Genomic DNA, 14,999 nt, shown 5'->3' with positions numbered 1-14,999 from the left:
TTCGCGCTCGGCGCACGGTCGCCAGACCCATGGTTGAAGTCAGCCGGTTTGCAGCTCCCTGCCAGAATGCCTCGGAGGCAGAAATTCGGTCACATTTCATTCACCTGCATGGATTATAAGGGCTTCTCTGCCTGTCCGGCGCAGGGCACGCCTGCATCGGCAAGGCGGAGATAGGCGCGCGCAGGGGCATTCCAGGATACGACCCTATTCTCGTTCCGTGAGCAGATCCCGCCGCGAGGGGGCGCATGATCTTTTTTTGGGGAAACCTGCGGTTTCTCTCATTTGCGGTATGCGCCTTACGGCGGCGGGCGAGAGGCCGGATCCGTATCAGGGCCGGAGACGGGGAAGCTCTCTGCCGCTCGGCGGCAGTGTGGCCTGAAGGCAACACAGCACGGAGGACGCGTTCTTCCGCAGCCGGGCAGGCGGGATGATCGTTTGCACCACCATCCGCCGCCCCCCTCGACGGGGCCGGCCCCCACAGGCCGGTGCCTACCCGAAGGCGGGAGGCCGTGCCTCCTTCACCATGATCCGGACGGGGCAGCACCGCCAAGCGCCGCCCCCTCCCCAAGATGCGCCGGCCGGCCCTAGGCCCCGCCGGCCACCGGTGCCGCCGGCACCTCCCAGGCCAGGTCCGGATCCAGCGGCCAGATGGGCCGCGGCACATGCCGGAAGGGCACCCTCGTCAGCACCGGGGTCACCAGTCCCGGACCGTCCACCTCCAGGATCTGCGAATCCGCGAAGAGGTCGTTGAAGCCGGCGCGGAAATGCCCGCGCGACTTCACCACCAGGCCACGCAGGCGGCGCAGGTCGATGCCGAGATGCTCCAGCATCGCCGGATCGTGGCACTGGTGGCGGATCGAGACGAAGACGACGTCGATTCGCTCCTCCAGCCGCAGCCAGGCGGTAGGGCCAAGGGTGAAGGGACGGCCGGCGATGGTGCCGCGGCGGCCGACGATATGGCCGTCACTCAGCGCCATCACCTTCGCCTCGGCCTCCAGCCGCCGGCTGTCGGAATGCGTCTCGGCCCGGTTCAGCACGGCGTGGAATCGGGCACCCGCCCCCCGCGCATGCGCCTCCACCGCCAGTTCCGGGTCGTAGTGGATGGCGAAGGCAGTGTCGGTGACGCCGGCTTCCAGGAAGGCGCGCAGGATGTCGGTGGTGTTGCCCCGCGCGCCGCCGCCTGGATTGTCGGCGACGTCCGCGAAGAGCAGCGCCGGCAGAGCGGGGTTCTCGCAGGCGGCCTTGAGGCGCCGCGCCGCCTCATCGATCGGCAGCAGCCGCGCCACCAGCTCCTGCCGGCGGGACCAGAGCAGCCGGGCCAGCTCGCGCGCCACCGCCTCGGCCGCCGCCTGGTCGCCGCGCGAGGTGACGATCACGCTCATGCCGTTCTTCGGCGAATCGCCCAGGCTGAAATTGGCCAGCACGGAGACGTTCAGGATGCTGCCCCTGCACAGCTCCTGCCCGCGCGCGATGGCCGCGCCATAGGGGCCGCGGTCCGACAGCAGCGACACCGAGGGGGGTAGGATCGGCAGTTTGATGAAGGCCTTGGCGGTCTTCACCCCGCCCAGCAGTTCCAGCATCGCCCGCCCAGCCTCCTGGCCACGCTCGCGCATGTCCACATGCGGGTTGGTCAGGAAGGCGATCAGCAGATCGGTGTGCCGCACCATGGCCGGACTGACATTGGCATGCAGGTCCAGCGTCGAAACGATGGGCACATCCGGGCCGACGATGCCGCGCACCATGGCATAGAGCGCGCCCTCCGGGTCCGGCTCCACCGTGGCGGAGGCGGCGCCATGCGCCTCGATGTAGACGCCGTCGAGCGGCAGGGCCGCCTTCAGCCCTTCCGCCAGGCGGGCGAGATAGCGGTCGAAGAAGCCCTGCTCGGCCGGACCGCTGGCGCCGGCGGAGGTGATGGCGAGCGGCACCGGCTGCCAGGGGCCGGCGGCATCCAGCACCTCGACGAAGCCCTTGATGCCGCCGGGATCGCGCGAGCGGGCGCCGCGGACGTCGTCGAGCAGGTCCTGCCCTTCGAGCCAGAGCTTCTGCCGGAACTCCGCCTCCTCGGCGACCGGGGCGAAGCCGTTCGCCTCGAGCATGAAGCCGAGCAGGGCGATCCTTGGATTGTTGCGCATGGGTCGAGCTTCGTTTCCGATGGAAGCCGGTTCAGGGAGCCGCGGCCAGCAGGTGCCGCAGCAGGCGGCCGAAGCGGGCGTAGGAGACGGAAGGGCCGGGCTGGTCGGTGTCCACGCGGTGGACGACCACCGCCTGCAGCGCGGGCAGCACCAGCAGCACATGGCCGCGCGTGCCGAGCCCGGCGAAGCTGCCCTCCGGCACCACGACGTTGGGGAACATCACCCCCTGCCGCCCGACCCACCACATGTAGCCATAGGCGCCGTGATGCCCGGCCTCGGAGACCGGCAGCACGCTCATCCGCACCCAGTTCTCCGGCACCACCTGCCGGCTAGCGGCCCGCCCGCCCTCGAGGAAAAGCTGGCCGAAGCGCGCCAGGTCCCGCGCCGTCATGCGGAAGGGATAGGCAGGATGCCGCGACTCGGGCAGCGGCACGTAACTGCCATCCTGCTCCGGCCGGAAATCCTCCATGCCACAGGGCGCGGCGATGCGGGCGGCGAAGTCCTGGAAGACGTCGGCCCCCGTGCACTGCCGGAAGACTGTTCCCAGCGCGTTGAAGTCCCAGTTGTTGTAGCACCAGGCCGTGCCCGGCCCGGCACTGTGCCGCGCCGGCTTGATGGCGACCATCCAGGGCGATTCATAGCCGCTCGGGTGGTAGATGCCGGAGCGGACGCAGAGCAGGTCGAGCACCGTGGCCAGCTTCTCGCGCGCGGTCAGGCCGAGCTGGTCGTCAATGCCGAGATCCTCCAGCCGCGCCTCCAGGTCGATCCGTCCCGCCTCCGCATGGATGCCGATCAGCGCCGAGAGCAGGCTCTTGCGGATGGAATGGACGTTGAACCGCGCCGCCACGCGGCCGGCGGAGAGCAGCACGCGCCCGCGCGCCACCACCATCAGGGCCGCGGTGTCGGTGCTCGCGGCATCCTCCAGCGCCGCCCGCAGGCCGGCCGAGGACCAGCCGGCATCCTCCGGCCTGTCCCAGCGCGGCCAGGAGCCGGCATCGGCCTCCGCCGCGCCACCATCGCCGAGAGCTGTCTGCACGGGCTTCGTTCCTTTTGACCATTTTACAGGCGCCCTGACCGATGCAAGGATGGCGCCAGGGAAAACAGGCGGGAAAAGTCTGGCACATGGTTTGCTGGCCGTCCGGCCAAGCGCAAGCGCCTATGCCATGCGAGGGACACTCAGAATGACCGAACATCACCCCGGCCCCGCCATCCGGCGGTCCTGGCGCCGCCTCGCCTTGGCCCTTCTGGCCGGCACCGGCCTCACGGCGATGGCCGAGGGCGCGCGCGCCGCGACGCCCGGCAACGCGATGGTGATGGCCTGGAACATCGACGCCATCAGCACCTTCGACCCGGCGCAGATCGGCGAGGTGGTGACCAGCGAACTGCTGCAGAACACCTGCGACTCGCTGGTGGCCTTCGACCCGAAGGACGAAAGCAAGCTGGTGCCCGCACTGGCCGAGCGCTGGGAGGTCTCGCCGGACAAGCAGCAGATCACCTTCCACCTGCGCGATAGCCTGGCCTTCCCCTCGGGCGCCAAGGCCACCGCGCAGGACCTCGCCTGGTCAATGGCGCGGGTGGTCAAGCTCGGTTTCGGCAACTCGGCAACGCTCACCGAATACGGCTTCACCAAGGACACGGTGGAGCAGCGCATCACCGCGCCGGACGAGCGGACGCTGGTGATGAAGCTGGACAAGCCCTATCCCGTCAACCTCGTGCTGCAGGCCGTCGCCGCGAACCGCGTCGCCACCCTGCTCGACCGCCAGACGGTGATGAAGCATGAGGTGAACGGCGACCTCGGCAACAAGTATCTCGCGACGCACACCGAATGCGTCGGCCCCTACCATCTGCGCCAGTGGAACGCCGGCGAGAGCGTGGTGCTGGAGGCCAACCCGAAATACTGGGGCCCGGCGCCGAAGCTGAAGCGCATCATCATCCGCCACGTCGCCGAGGCGGGCACGCAGCGCCTGCTGCTGGAGAAGGGCGACGTGGACGTGGCGCGCGACCTGACGCCGGAGGACATGCAGGCCATCGAGAAGATGCCCGGCATCACCCTCTCGCGCACGCTGAAGCCGCAGATCGTCTACTGGGGCTTCAACAACGCCAATCCGATCTTTGCCAAGGAGAAGGTGCGCCTCGCGATGCGCTACCTGATCGACTACGAGGGCCTGGGCAAGACGGTGATGGCCTATAACGGCGTGCCGCGCGCCAGCTTCGCGCAGCTCGGCGCCTTCGGCGCGCTGGACGAGAAGGAGGGCCAGCCCTTCAAGCTCGACCTGGAGAAGGCGAAGCAGCTGCTGACCGAGGCCGGCCTCCCCGACGGCTTCGAGGCGACGATGATCTTCGGCACCCTGCCTTATGCGGCGCCGATCGCGCAGCACATCCAGCAGAACGCCGCCAAGATCGGCGTGCGCATCAAGCTGGAGCAGATGGCGAATGCGCAGCTCTTCGCCCGCCATCGCGGCCGCGAGTTCGAGACGGCGATGCTGGCCTGGCAGACCAGCGTTCCGGACGCGCATGGCAATGCCTCGCGCCAGATCTACAACCCCGACAACCGCGCCGAGGCGAAGCTGACGCAGTACCCGTCCTGGCGCCACTCCTTCCAGGACGAGAAGGCCAACAAGATGGTCCAGGCCGCCCTGCTGGAGCAGGACGAGGACAAGCGCGCGGAGATGTACCACGAGCTGCAGCGCGACATGATGCAGCGCGGCCCGACGGCCATCATGTTCCAGTCCATCATGCTCGCCGGCGTGCGCAACACGCTGAAGAACTGGACCTGGAACGGCTTCGCCGCCTACTACGACCTCGCCTCCAAGGAGTAAGGCCCCGATGGCAGAGGCGGCGGCGACATCCGCCCGTCGGAGCGGGGGCGCCGCCCCCGCCCTGCCTGCCTGGGCCGGCACGGCGCTGCGGCTGATCGTCTCGATCGCCGTCACACTGTTCGGCCTGATGGCGCTCACCTTCCTGATTGGCCGGCTGCTGCCGCTCGATCCCGTCGCCGCCATCCTGGGCGACAACGCCACCCAGGAAGCCTATGAGGCGATGCGGGCACAGCTCGGCCTCGACCAGCCGCTCTGGATCCAGTTCGCCCGCTACGTCGGCGACGTGCTGCGGCTCGATTTCGGCACCGCGCTGACCACCGGCAAGCCCGTGCTGGAGGACGTCGCCCGCGTCTTTCCCGCGACCATCGAGCTGGCCACCATGGGCATCCTGATCGGCACCGGGCTCGGCATCCCGCTGGGCGTCTTCGCCGCCGCCTATCGCGACACGCCGCTCGACTATTTCGTCCGTGTTTTCGGCCTGCTCGGCTATTCGACGCCGAATTTCTGGCTCGGGCTGATGGGGCTGGTGCTGTTCTACGCCAATCTCGGCTGGGTCGGCGGCCCCGGGCGGATCGACACCGCCTATCAGTGGGACGTCGAGCCGGTGACCGACCTGCTGCTGCTTGATACCGCCATGGCCGGGCAGTGGGAGATCTTCTGGAACGTCCTCAGCCATATCATCCTGCCCGCCTCCATCCTCGGCTTCGGCGCGCTGGCCTATATCAGCCGCATGACGCGCTCCTTCATGCTGGAGCAGCTGGCGCAGGAATACGTCATCGCCGCGCGGGTGAAGGGGCTTTCCTGGATGCGCACGGTCTGGGTGCACGCCTTCCGCAACGTGGTGGTGCAGGTCATCACCGTGGTGGCGCTGGCCTATGCCTTCCTGCTGGAGGGCGCGGTGCTGACCGAGACGGTCTTCGCCTGGCCGGGCTTCGGCCGCTACCTGACCAACGCCCTGCTGGCCGGCGACATGAACGCGGTGGTCGCCTGCACGCTGCTGGTCGGCGTCATCTTCGTCGGGCTCAACCTGCTGGCCGACCTGCTCTACCGCCTGCTCGATCCGCGGACCCACTGACATGTCCGGCACCTCCCTCTCCCCCACCTCGCTCGGCGCCTGGCTGCGGGCGCCGGTGCCCGCCTCGCCCTTCCAGGCGCGGGTGCAGGCGCTCTGGCTCGGCTGGCGCCGGCTGCGGAGCAACCCGCCGGCGCTGGCGGGCGCGACGATCCTGCTGCTGCTGATCGCTGTGGCGGCCTTCGCGCCGCTGCTCGCCACGCATGACATCTACGCGCAGGACCTGACGGCGCGGCTGCAGCCGCCCTCGGCCGCGCACTGGCTCGGCACCGACGACCTCGGGCGCGACATCTACAGCCGCCTTGTCTATGGCTCCCGCATCACCCTCTACATCGCCTTCCTGGCGGCGCTGATCGCGGCGCCGCTCGGGCTGATCATCGGCACCACCGCCGGCTATCTCGGCGGCTGGACCGACACCATCCTGATGCGGCTGGTGGACATCTTTCTCTCCTTTCCCAGCCTGATCCTGGCGCTGGCCTTCGTCGCCGCGCTCGGTCCCGGCATCGAGAACGCCATCATCGCCATCTCGCTCGCCGCCTGGCCGCCGATCGCACGGCTGGCGCGGGCGGAGACGCTGACGGTGCGCAAGTCCGACTACATCGCCGCCGTGCGGCTGCAGGGCGCCTCGCGCCTGCGCATCATCCTGCATCACGTGGTGCCGATGTGCCTGCCCTCCGTCGTCGTGCGCATCACGCTGAACATGGCCGGCATCATCCTCACCGCCGCCGGCCTCGGCTTCCTCGGCCTCGGCGCGCAGCCGCCCAGCCCGGAATGGGGCGCCATGCTTTCCACCGGCCGGCAGTTCGTCATGACGAGCTGGTGGATCGCCGCCATCCCCGGCTGCGCCATCCTGCTCACCAGCCTCGCCTTCAACCTGTTCGGCGACGGGCTGCGAGACATCATGGACCCGCGCCATGGCTGATCCGGATACCGCCCCCCTGCTCCGCGTGCGCGGCCTGCGCATCACCTTCCCCTCCCCCAGCGGCCCGGTCGAGGCGGTGCGCGGCGTCTCCTTCGACGTCGGGCGGGAGAAGCTCGGCATCGTCGGCGAGAGCGGCTCCGGCAAGTCGATGACCGGGCGCGCGCTGCTGAAGCTCTCCCCCAAGGCGGCGCGCGTCACCGCCGAGCGGCTCGACTTCGCGGGCACTGACCTTCTGGCCGCTTCGGAACGCCGGATGCGCGCCATCCGCGGCGCGCGCATCTCGATGATTCTGCAGGACCCGAAATACTCGCTGAACCCGCTGATGCGCGTCGGGCAGCAGATCGCCGAGACCTGCCGCCTGCACCAGCGCGTCGGCCGTGCCGAGGCGCATGCCAAGGCGATGGCCATGCTGGAGGCGGTGCATATCCGCGACCCGAAGCGGGTGTTCGATCTCTATCCGCACGAGGTCTCCGGCGGCATGGGCCAGCGCATCATGATCGCCATGATGCTGATCACCGAGCCGGACCTGATCATCGCCGACGAGCCGACCTCGGCGCTCGACGTCACCATCCGCCGGCAGGTGCTGACCATTCTGGACGAGCTGGTGATGGGGCGCGGCGTCGGGCTCATCTTCATCAGCCACGACCTCAACCTTGTGGCGGAGTTCTGCGACCGGGTGCTGGTGATGTATGCCGGGCGCATCGTCGAGGAGTTGCGCGCGGCGGACATGCACAACGCCCGCCATCCCTATACCCAGGCGCTGCTGCGCAGCCTGCCGCGGCTCGACCACCCCGTGGAGGAGCTGGCCGTGCCGACGCGCGACCCCTCCTGGCGCGACGGGCCGACCTATCGGCTGGAGGAACTGGCATGAGAAAGAAAGATCGGGGGAAGGAATTCCCCCAAACCCCCTTCTTTTTTCTGTCAGTTCCAGAGCGGCCGAATTCGAAGGAAAAAGATGGGGGTCCGGGGGAATTCCTTCCCCCGGCCTTTCTGGCCAGGGTTCACGCGGCATGACGCTTCCCACACCGCCGGCGCTGGAGGTCATCGACCTCAACATCACCTTCGGCCGCGGCGCCAAGGCCAACCACGCCGTGCAGAACGTCGCCTTCCGCGTGGCCCCCGGCGAGGCCTATGGGTTGATCGGCGAGTCCGGCTCCGGCAAGTCCACCGTGCTGCGCGCCCTGTCGGGGCTCAACACGACCTACGAGGGCGCCATCCTGCTGCACGGCCATGAGCTGCCGCATGTGCGGGACAAGGCCTTCTTCCGCCAGACGCAGATGGTCTTCCAGGACCCTTATGGCTCCCTGCATCCGCGCAAGATGGTCAACCAGGTGCTGCTGGAGCCACTGACCATCCACGGGCTGGACCGGCCGCAGCAGCGGGTGGAGGAGGCGCTGCGGGCGGTCGGCCTCGGCCCGGCCTTCCGCTTCCGCTATCCGCACCAGCTCTCCGGTGGGCAGCGGCAACGTGTCGCCATCGCCCGCTGTCTGATCCTGGAGCCGAAGATCCTGCTGCTGGATGAGCCGACCAGCGCGCTTGACGTCTCGGTGCAGGCGGAAATCCTCAACCTGCTGCACCGGCTGCGGGCCGAGCGGGGCCTGACCTATGTGATGGTCAGCCACGACCTCGCCGTGGTGGCGCATCTCTGCGAGCGGCTGGCCATCATGAACGGCGGCCGCATCGTCGAGGAGATGACGGTGGAGGCGCTGCGCGCCGGCCAGGCGACGGAGCCGTATAGCCGCGCCCTCCTCGCCGCCAGTGCGGGCTATCGGCCCGCTGCCGAGCAGGACACCTTCGCGACGGCCTGAAGCCATCGGCGCCCCCTTCCGGCGCCCCCTCCCCTCGGCAAGGCGGCCGCCGAGGGGAAGGCGGAAGCGGAGACAGGGCATCCATAAGGCCGCCCCGGCTTTTCCTCCGCATCATCCATGGGCCAGCGGCCCCGTGAGGAGGTTGCCAGGGAAAGCGCCATCATTGCCACCTCCCCCGCAGCGTCACCCCACCGCGCAATGCCGCCTGCCTCGTCAAGCATCTTTCCGCCCGATTTGAATCCATAATGGGAAAGGGTTGCAGGAGAATGCATATCGTTTGAACATGCGCCGCTGCTGGGTTGGCTCCCAAGGGGTTTGCGGAGGGTGACATGGACGTCGGCGTTTTCCTGCCCATCGGCAACAATGGCTGGCTCATCTCCACCACCTCGCCGCAATACATGCCAAGCTTCGAGCTGAACCGCGCCATCGTGGAGAAGGCGGAGCGGTATGGCTTCGAATTCGCCCTCTCGATGATCAAGCTGCGCGGCTTCGGCGGCCCCAGCGAGTACTGGGACCACAACCTGGAATCCTTCACGCTGATGGCTGGCCTGGCGGCGGTGACGCAGCGAATCCGCCTCTTTGCCTCGGTGGCGGTGCTGACCATTCCGCCCGCCATCATCGCCCGCATGGCCTCGACCATCGACAGCATCTCGCAGGGCCGCTTCGGGGTGAACATCGTCTCCGGCTGGCAGAAGGCGGAGTACGAGCAGATGGGCCTGTGGCCGGGCGAAGGCTATTTCGCGCGGCGCTACGAGTATTGCAGCGAGTATGTGCAGGTCATGCGGGATCTGTGGACGGAGGGCCGCTCCGACTTCCAGGGCGACTTCTTCCAGATGGCGGATTGCCGCCTCAGCCCGCGCCCTTCCGCGCCGGTCCAGGTGATCGCGGCGGGGCAGAGCGGCCGCGGCATGCGCTTCGCGGCGGAGCATGCGGACTACAACTTCATCAGCAGCACCGGCATCAACACGCCGCAGACCATCGCGCCGCACGCGGTGCGCCTGAAGGCGGAAGCCGCGCGCACCGGCCGCAGGGTGGGAGCGCTGGCACTGCTGATGATCATCGCCGACGAGACGGACGCGGCGGCGATGGCCAAATGGGAGCACTACAAGGCCGGCACCGACCTGGAGGCGCTGGCCTGGCGCGATGCGCAGGCCGCCGCGGATGTGAAGTCCGAGGCCACCTCCACGGTGGGCCGCTTCCTGAACGAGGGGGCGAAGCAGCCCACGGCGATGCTGCGCCTGATCGGCTCCTACGCCACGGTGGCGCGCCTGCTGGATGAATGTGCGGCGACCGACGGGCTGCAGGGCGTCATGCTGACCTTCGACGATTTCCTGACCGGCATGGAGCAGTTCGGCCAGCGCATCCAGCCGCTGATGACGTCGCGCTCCCATGTGCTGGCGCCCATCTGAAGGGAGGTCCGGGAACCTCAGGTTCCCGGCGGGGAGAGCTTGGGAGGGGCGGCGCCCCTCAAGGCCAGTCGGACCGCAAGGGAGGAGAGTCCTGCCATGACCGCCGCCGAGGAAGAGACGCTGATCCGGTTGCTGGCACGCCAGATGGGCCTGGAGATCGCGCTGCGGGACCATGAGGCGGCGCTGCTGGCGGCGGCGCGGCGCGCCTTCGCCCTGCGCGCCGCCCTGGCCGATGCGCTGCCGCCGGAGGCGGAGCCCGCGCCGGCGCAGCGCATCGAGGGGGCCCGGTGAGCCGCCCGCTGCACCTGCTGGGCGCGGCGGAACTGCACCGCGCCTATGCCGCCCGCGCCGTATCCCCGGTGGAGGTGGTGGAGGCGCTGCTGGCCCGCATCGCGGCGCAGGAGGGGCGGGTGCATGCCTTCATTCGCCTGGACGTGAAGGGCGCGCGCGCCGCGGCGGCGGAGGCGGCGCGGGAAATCGCGGCGGCCGGCCCGCGTTCGCCGCTGCATGGCGTACCGGTCGGGCTGAAGGACATCATCGACGTCGCCGGCCAGCCCACCACCTGCCATTCGAAGCTGCGGCTGGACCATGTGGCGGCGCGGGATGCCACAGTGGTGGCGCGGCTGCGGGGTGCCGGCGCCATCCTGCTGGGCAAGCTCTCCACACACGAGTTCGCCGTCGGCGGCCCCTGCTTCGACCTGCCCTTCCCGCCGGCGCGCAACCCCTGGAACCTGGCCCATCATCCCGGCGGTTCCTCCTCCGGCTCCGGCGCCGGGCTGGCGGCCGGGTTCTTCCCGCTGGCGCTCGGCAGCGACACCGGCGGCTCCGTCCGCAACCCCGCCAGCGCCGCCGGGCTGGTCGGGCTGAAGCCGACCTATGGGCTGCTGCCGCGCACCGGCGTCTTTCCGCTTTCCTGGACGCTCGACCATGTCGGGCCGATGGCACGCAGCGTAGAGGACGTGGCGCTGCTGACCCGCGCCCTGGCCGGGCACGACCCCGCCGATCCCGGCAGCGCCGCCGCGCCCGGCTGGACCGATCCGGCGGCCGACCTGGCGCGCGGCGTGGCGGGGCTGCGCATCGGCTTCGTGCGGCATTTCCACGAAGCGGACCTCCCCGCCGATCCTGAGGTTGCCAGCGCGCTGGAGGCCGCCGCGGCCGAGTTCGTCCGCCAGGGCGCCACGCTGCGCGACGTGACCCTGCCCCCGCATGAGCGCTTCGCCGCCGTCAACCGCGTCATCCTGACCGCCGAGGCCTTTGCCATCCACGGGGACTGGCTGCGTCGCCGGCCCGGCGACTATGCCGGGCTGACCCGGGCCGCCCTGCTTACCGGCGCCTTCCTCTCGGCCGAGGACCTGATGCAGGCCATGCGCCTGCGCCGCCTGCTGACAGCGGCGGTGGACGATGCCTTCCGCGAGGTGGACGTGCTGCTCTGCGCCAGCTCGGTGGTGACGCCAGCCCGCATCGAGGATGCGGCGGAGGTCGCCCGCACCTATCCGCTGCACGCGCGGGCGCCGTTCAACGTCACCGGGCATCCGGCGGTGGGGATGATGGCGGGGCTCTCCTCCGCCGGCCTGCCGCTCTCGCTGCAGCTGGTGGCCCGCCCCTTCGAGGAGCGAACCCTGCTGCGTGCGGCCGCCGCCTGGGAACGCGCCGCCGGCCTGCCGCGGCATCCGCCGCTGGCGCTGGAAGCCCTGGGGTGAGGGGAAAAGGTCGGGGGAAGGAATTCCCCCGAACCCCCATCTTCTTTTGATCGGTTTTGACCTGCGCAGGCCGCAGGCGCCGGGAACTCAAGGCAAAGCTGAGGGGAATGAATTCCTCCGGCCTTGATGCGTCGCCTCAGGCCGCCATCCGGCCGCTTTCGAGAAAGCTCAGCGCCGAAATGACGGCGCCCGGGCTGGCCGCCAGCGGCGTGTGCAGGGCACGCACACGGGTGAAGGCGTCCTCCCAGCCGGGCAGGCGGGTTTCCTCGACTGTCACGATGCCGTCATTGTCGCCCGGCAGCAGCGGGTTGAAGCCGCGCCCGCCGGTGCCGCCGGCAATCACCGCCATGCCCCGGCAGTCCGGCAATGGCACCGAGGCGGCGCCGGCAGGCGTCACCGTCTGGCCGCAGCTGCCCGTCAGCGCCCGGTAGGCGGCCACCCGCGCGGCAACCTCGGCAATGCTCGCTCCCCGCGCCGGCGAACCGATCAGCACCAGCCGGCCAGGCCGCCAGCCATCCTCCGCCGCCCGCGCCATGGCGGCCCGCGCCACCAGCCCGCCCAGGCTGTGCCCGACAAAGGCGATCTCGGCGGCGCCATCCTCAGCCAGCGCGGCGGCGACGCGGCTAGCCGCCCGCGCATGATGCTCCAGTGACTGCCGCAGGCTGGCATAGCCGATATTCGCCACCGCCCAGCCGGAATCGGCCAGCGCCACCGCCATCCGCGCCATGCCGCCGGGATGGTGGCCGAGGCCATGCAGCACCACCACCGCGCGGCGGCAGCGGGCGGGACGGGCACGCCGCGCCGCATGCGCCACACAGGCCTCGGCCGGGCCGGTCATGGCAACGCCGCCGAAGGGGTCCACCGCCCGCCCCAGGCCGGTCTTGCAATGCGTCTGCACGCGCCAGCCCGAGCGGGACCAGATATCGGTCCAGGGCTGGAGCACGCCCGCGAAGCGCCGTGTGCCCGTCATCGTGCGCACCGGCAGCCGATGGCCGGAACCGAAACGGATGGGCAGACGCGGTTTCGCAACGGATCTTCCTCACAAGCTTGCCTGAACCGCATCAATATCCGCGCGCGGCCAGGGCTTCGTAAAGATGGGGTGACGGGGCGGCGGAGCAATCCGCCAGGCTTCCGCCACCGCATGGCATGACATGCCCCGCGTCCCGCGCCATATGTCGGGGCCAGCAAGGAGTGCCGGCACGATGTCCTCATTCGTAGCGACCCTGACCTTGAACCCCACCATCGATCTCGCCAGCGAGGCGGAGACGGTGCATCCCGTGCGCAAGATCCGCACGCACGGCGAGCGGCAGGACCCCGGCGGCGGCGGCGTCAACGTGGCGCGCGTGGTGCGGGAACTGGGCGGCGAGACGCAGGCCATCATCCTGGCCGGCGGCGTCACCGGGCGGTTCCTGGAGGAGCTGCTGGAGGAAGGCGGGGTGCCGCATCGCACCATCCCGATCGCCGGGCGCACCCGCATCAGCCACACGGTGCTGGAGCGCAAGACGGGGCTGGAATACCGCTTCGTCGCCGAGGGGCCGACCGTCTCCGCGCCGGAATGGGAAGCCGCCCTCGCTGCCGCCGCCGAGCTGCGCGAGGGCTGGCTGGTCGCCAGCGGCAGCCTGCCGCCCGGCGTGCCGTCCGACTTCTACGCCCGGCTGGCGGCACAGGCCTCCCGGCAGGGGCTGCGCTGCGTGCTCGACACCTCCGGCGAGGGGCTGAAGCTGGCGCTGCGGCAGGGCGGGCTGGAGCTGATCAAGCCGAGCCTTGGCGAGTTCGAGGCGCTGATGGGCCGCCCGCTGCGCGAGCCGGCGGCGCTGGAGGCGGCGGCGATGGACGTGGTCCGCGCGGGCGGCGCGCGGATGGTGGCGGTGACGCTGGGCGGCGACGGCGCCTTGCTCGCCACGGCTGAGGGCACGCTGCGCCTGCCGGCGCTCGACGTGGTGGTGCGCGGCGCGGTCGGCGCCGGGGACAGCTTCCTCGCCGCCATGACCCTCGCCCTGGCGCGCGGCGACACGCCGACCGACGCCTTCGCCTGGGGGGTCGCGGCCGGCGCGGCGGCGGTCTCCAATGCGGGCACGGCGCATCCGACGCGGGCGGAGGTGGGCGCCCTGCGCGCCCGCATCACCTCGGTGCCGCAGATGGCCGGGGCCCTGCCGTGACCCGGCGGCTGCTGGCGGATCTCGGCGGCACCAATGCCCGCTTCGCGCTGAGCGAGGCGGGCGGGCCGCCGCAGGAGGAGCGCAAGCTCGCGGTGGCCGACCATCCCGGCGTGGTGGAGGCCGCGCGCGCCTATCTGGCCGGCCGCACGGTGGAGGAGGCGGTCTTCGCCGTTGCCACGCCGGTGCGCGGCGACACCGTCACCTTCACCAACAATACCTGGCACTTCTCGATCCGTGCGGCGCAGCAGGCGCTGGACCTGGAGCGGCTGACGGTGATCAATGACTTCGTCGCCCAGGCCGCCGCCATCAGCCTGATGACGCCGGAGGACCTGCGGGTGCTCAAGCCGGGGCAGCCGCAGGCGGAGCGGCCGCAGGTGGTGCTCGGCCCGGGCACCGGGCTGGGCGTCGCCTTCGTGCTGCGGGAAGGCGGCGCAGCCCATATCCTGCCCAGCGAGGGCGGCCACGCCTCCTTCGCGCCGCAGGATGCGCTGCAGGCCGAAATCCTGCAGCGGCTGCGGCCGCTTCATGGCGGGCATGTCTCCACGGAGCGGCTGCTCTCGGGGCCCGGCCTGTTGCAGCTCACCCGCATCCTGGGCGAGATCCGCGGGGCGGCGGTCCCGGTGGAAAGCCCGGCGGACGTGTCGCAGCGGGCCGCTTCGGGCGCCTGCCCCATCTGCGCCGAGGCGGTGCGGCTGTTCTCCGCCATCCTGGGCGCCACGGCCGGCAATCTGGCGCTGACGCTGCTCACCGGGGGCGGGGTCTACATCACGGGCGGGCTCTGCCGGGGCCTCGGGCCGCTGCTGGACCAGGAGGCGCTGCTGACGGCCTTCCACGCCAAGGGGCGCTTCGCCGGCCTGCTGGAGGCGGTGCCGGTGGTGCAGGTCCTGCGGCCGCATACCGGGCTGCTGGGTGCCGCCGCCTATCGTCCGCGCCTGATGACCGGCTGAGGCGCAACGACGCGCCCGCCCCAGATTGCCG

The 14,999-nt window shown here is 70.5% G+C and carries 13 protein-coding genes; 10 read left to right on the top strand and 3 right to left on the bottom strand.

Translation table 11 applies throughout. The features are described from left to right. Positions 1–584: 584 nt before the first annotated feature. Positions 585–2,132, bottom strand: a complete 1,548-nt coding sequence (locus tag QMO56_RS13950; protein ID WP_283526552.1) for a M81 family metallopeptidase — start codon at positions 2,130–2,132, stop codon at positions 585–587. Positions 2,133–2,163: 31 nt separating this feature from the next. Then, entirely contained in the window at positions 2,164–3,168 is a 1,005-nt protein-coding gene (locus tag QMO56_RS13945) for a serine hydrolase (protein ID WP_283526551.1), read from the bottom strand. A 145-nt stretch (positions 3,169–3,313) separates the two neighbouring features. Between QMO56_RS13945 and QMO56_RS13940 the strand changes: the two genes are divergently transcribed. The 8 genes from QMO56_RS13940 (at position 3,314) to QMO56_RS13905 (ending at position 11,862) form a co-directional block, all read left to right on the top strand. Beyond that, on the top strand, positions 3,314–4,951 hold the full coding sequence (locus QMO56_RS13940) for an ABC transporter substrate-binding protein (protein ID WP_283526550.1): 1,638 nt from the start codon (positions 3,314–3,316) through the stop codon (positions 4,949–4,951). Positions 4,952–4,958: 7 nt separating this feature from the next. Then, on the top strand, positions 4,959–6,026 hold the full coding sequence (locus QMO56_RS13935; RefSeq protein WP_283526549.1) for an ABC transporter permease: 1,068 nt from the start codon (positions 4,959–4,961) through the stop codon (positions 6,024–6,026). A 1-nt stretch (position 6,027) separates the two neighbouring features. Beyond that, positions 6,028–6,945 carry a nickel transporter permease gene (gene nikC, locus QMO56_RS13930; RefSeq protein WP_283526548.1) on the top strand — a complete coding sequence of 306 codons (918 nt, stop codon included), beginning with the start codon at positions 6,028–6,030 and terminating at the stop codon, positions 6,943–6,945. After that, a complete protein-coding gene (locus QMO56_RS13925) occupies positions 6,938–7,816 on the top strand; it encodes an ABC transporter ATP-binding protein (RefSeq protein WP_283526547.1) in 879 nt (292 codons plus the stop codon). The genes nikC and QMO56_RS13925 overlap by 8 nt, the downstream gene beginning before the upstream one ends. A gap of 139 nt (positions 7,817–7,955) precedes the next feature. Continuing rightward, positions 7,956–8,753 carry an ABC transporter ATP-binding protein gene (locus QMO56_RS13920; RefSeq protein WP_283526546.1) on the top strand — a complete coding sequence of 266 codons (798 nt, stop codon included), beginning with the start codon at positions 7,956–7,958 and terminating at the stop codon, positions 8,751–8,753. Between the two features lie 329 nt (positions 8,754–9,082). Continuing rightward, complete coding sequence (gene rutA, locus QMO56_RS13915; RefSeq protein ID WP_283526545.1) at positions 9,083–10,162, top strand: pyrimidine utilization protein A; 1,080 nt, start codon at positions 9,083–9,085, stop codon at positions 10,160–10,162. Positions 10,163–10,258: 96 nt separating this feature from the next. After that, the gene (locus QMO56_RS13910) at positions 10,259–10,453 is read left to right on the top strand and encodes a hypothetical protein (RefSeq protein WP_283526544.1); all 195 of its coding nucleotides are present in this window, start codon (positions 10,259–10,261) and stop codon (positions 10,451–10,453) included. Beyond that, the gene (locus QMO56_RS13905) at positions 10,450–11,862 is read left to right on the top strand and encodes an amidase (protein ID WP_283526543.1); all 1,413 of its coding nucleotides are present in this window, start codon (positions 10,450–10,452) and stop codon (positions 11,860–11,862) included. The genes QMO56_RS13910 and QMO56_RS13905 overlap by 4 nt, the downstream gene beginning before the upstream one ends. A 136-nt stretch (positions 11,863–11,998) precedes the next feature. Here QMO56_RS13905 and QMO56_RS13900 read toward each other — a convergent pair whose 3' ends face one another. Beyond that, positions 11,999–12,832 carry a triacylglycerol lipase gene (locus tag QMO56_RS13900; RefSeq protein WP_283526542.1) on the bottom strand — a complete coding sequence of 278 codons (834 nt, stop codon included), beginning with the start codon at positions 12,830–12,832 and terminating at the stop codon, positions 11,999–12,001. A gap of 232 nt (positions 12,833–13,064) precedes the next feature. Here QMO56_RS13900 and QMO56_RS13895 point away from each other — a divergent pair, with 232 nt between their 5' ends. Further along, positions 13,065–14,021: a 1-phosphofructokinase family hexose kinase gene (locus QMO56_RS13895; RefSeq protein WP_283526541.1), complete on the top strand. Its 957-nt coding sequence runs from the start codon at positions 13,065–13,067 to the stop codon at positions 14,019–14,021. Next, the gene (glk, locus tag QMO56_RS13890) at positions 14,018–14,968 is read left to right on the top strand and encodes a glucokinase (RefSeq protein ID WP_283526540.1); all 951 of its coding nucleotides are present in this window, start codon (positions 14,018–14,020) and stop codon (positions 14,966–14,968) included. The genes QMO56_RS13895 and glk overlap by 4 nt, the downstream gene beginning before the upstream one ends. Positions 14,969–14,999: the final 31 nt, after the last annotated feature.

It is taken from the genome of Roseomonas sp. E05 (assembly GCF_030063475.1).
GTDB lineage: Bacteria > Pseudomonadota > Alphaproteobacteria > Acetobacterales > Acetobacteraceae > Pseudoroseomonas.
Note: the sequence above shows the minus strand (reverse complement) of the source record. Positions and strands in the feature narration are given on the sequence as shown.

Excerpts from the sequence above, each read along its gene's own strand:
- QMO56_RS13925 (WP_283526547.1), top strand. The coding sequence starts at position 6,938 with ATGGCTGATCCGGATACCGCCCCCCTGCTCCGCGTGCGCGGCCTGCGC.
- QMO56_RS13895 (WP_283526541.1), top strand. The coding sequence starts at position 13,065 with ATGTCCTCATTCGTAGCGACCCTGACCTTGAACCCCACCATCGATCTC.
- QMO56_RS13900 (WP_283526542.1), bottom strand. The coding sequence starts at position 12,832 with ATGACGGGCACACGGCGCTTCGCGGGCGTGCTCCAGCCCTGGACCGAT.
- nikC (WP_283526548.1), top strand. The coding sequence starts at position 6,028 with ATGTCCGGCACCTCCCTCTCCCCCACCTCGCTCGGCGCCTGGCTGCGG.
- QMO56_RS13910 (WP_283526544.1), top strand. The coding sequence starts at position 10,259 with ATGACCGCCGCCGAGGAAGAGACGCTGATCCGGTTGCTGGCACGCCAG.
- QMO56_RS13935 (WP_283526549.1), top strand. The coding sequence starts at position 4,959 with ATGGCAGAGGCGGCGGCGACATCCGCCCGTCGGAGCGGGGGCGCCGCC.
- QMO56_RS13920 (WP_283526546.1), top strand. The coding sequence starts at position 7,956 with ATGACGCTTCCCACACCGCCGGCGCTGGAGGTCATCGACCTCAACATC.
- QMO56_RS13950 (WP_283526552.1), bottom strand. The coding sequence starts at position 2,132 with ATGCGCAACAATCCAAGGATCGCCCTGCTCGGCTTCATGCTCGAGGCG.
- rutA (WP_283526545.1), top strand. The coding sequence starts at position 9,083 with ATGGACGTCGGCGTTTTCCTGCCCATCGGCAACAATGGCTGGCTCATC.
- QMO56_RS13940 (WP_283526550.1), top strand. The coding sequence starts at position 3,314 with ATGACCGAACATCACCCCGGCCCCGCCATCCGGCGGTCCTGGCGCCGC.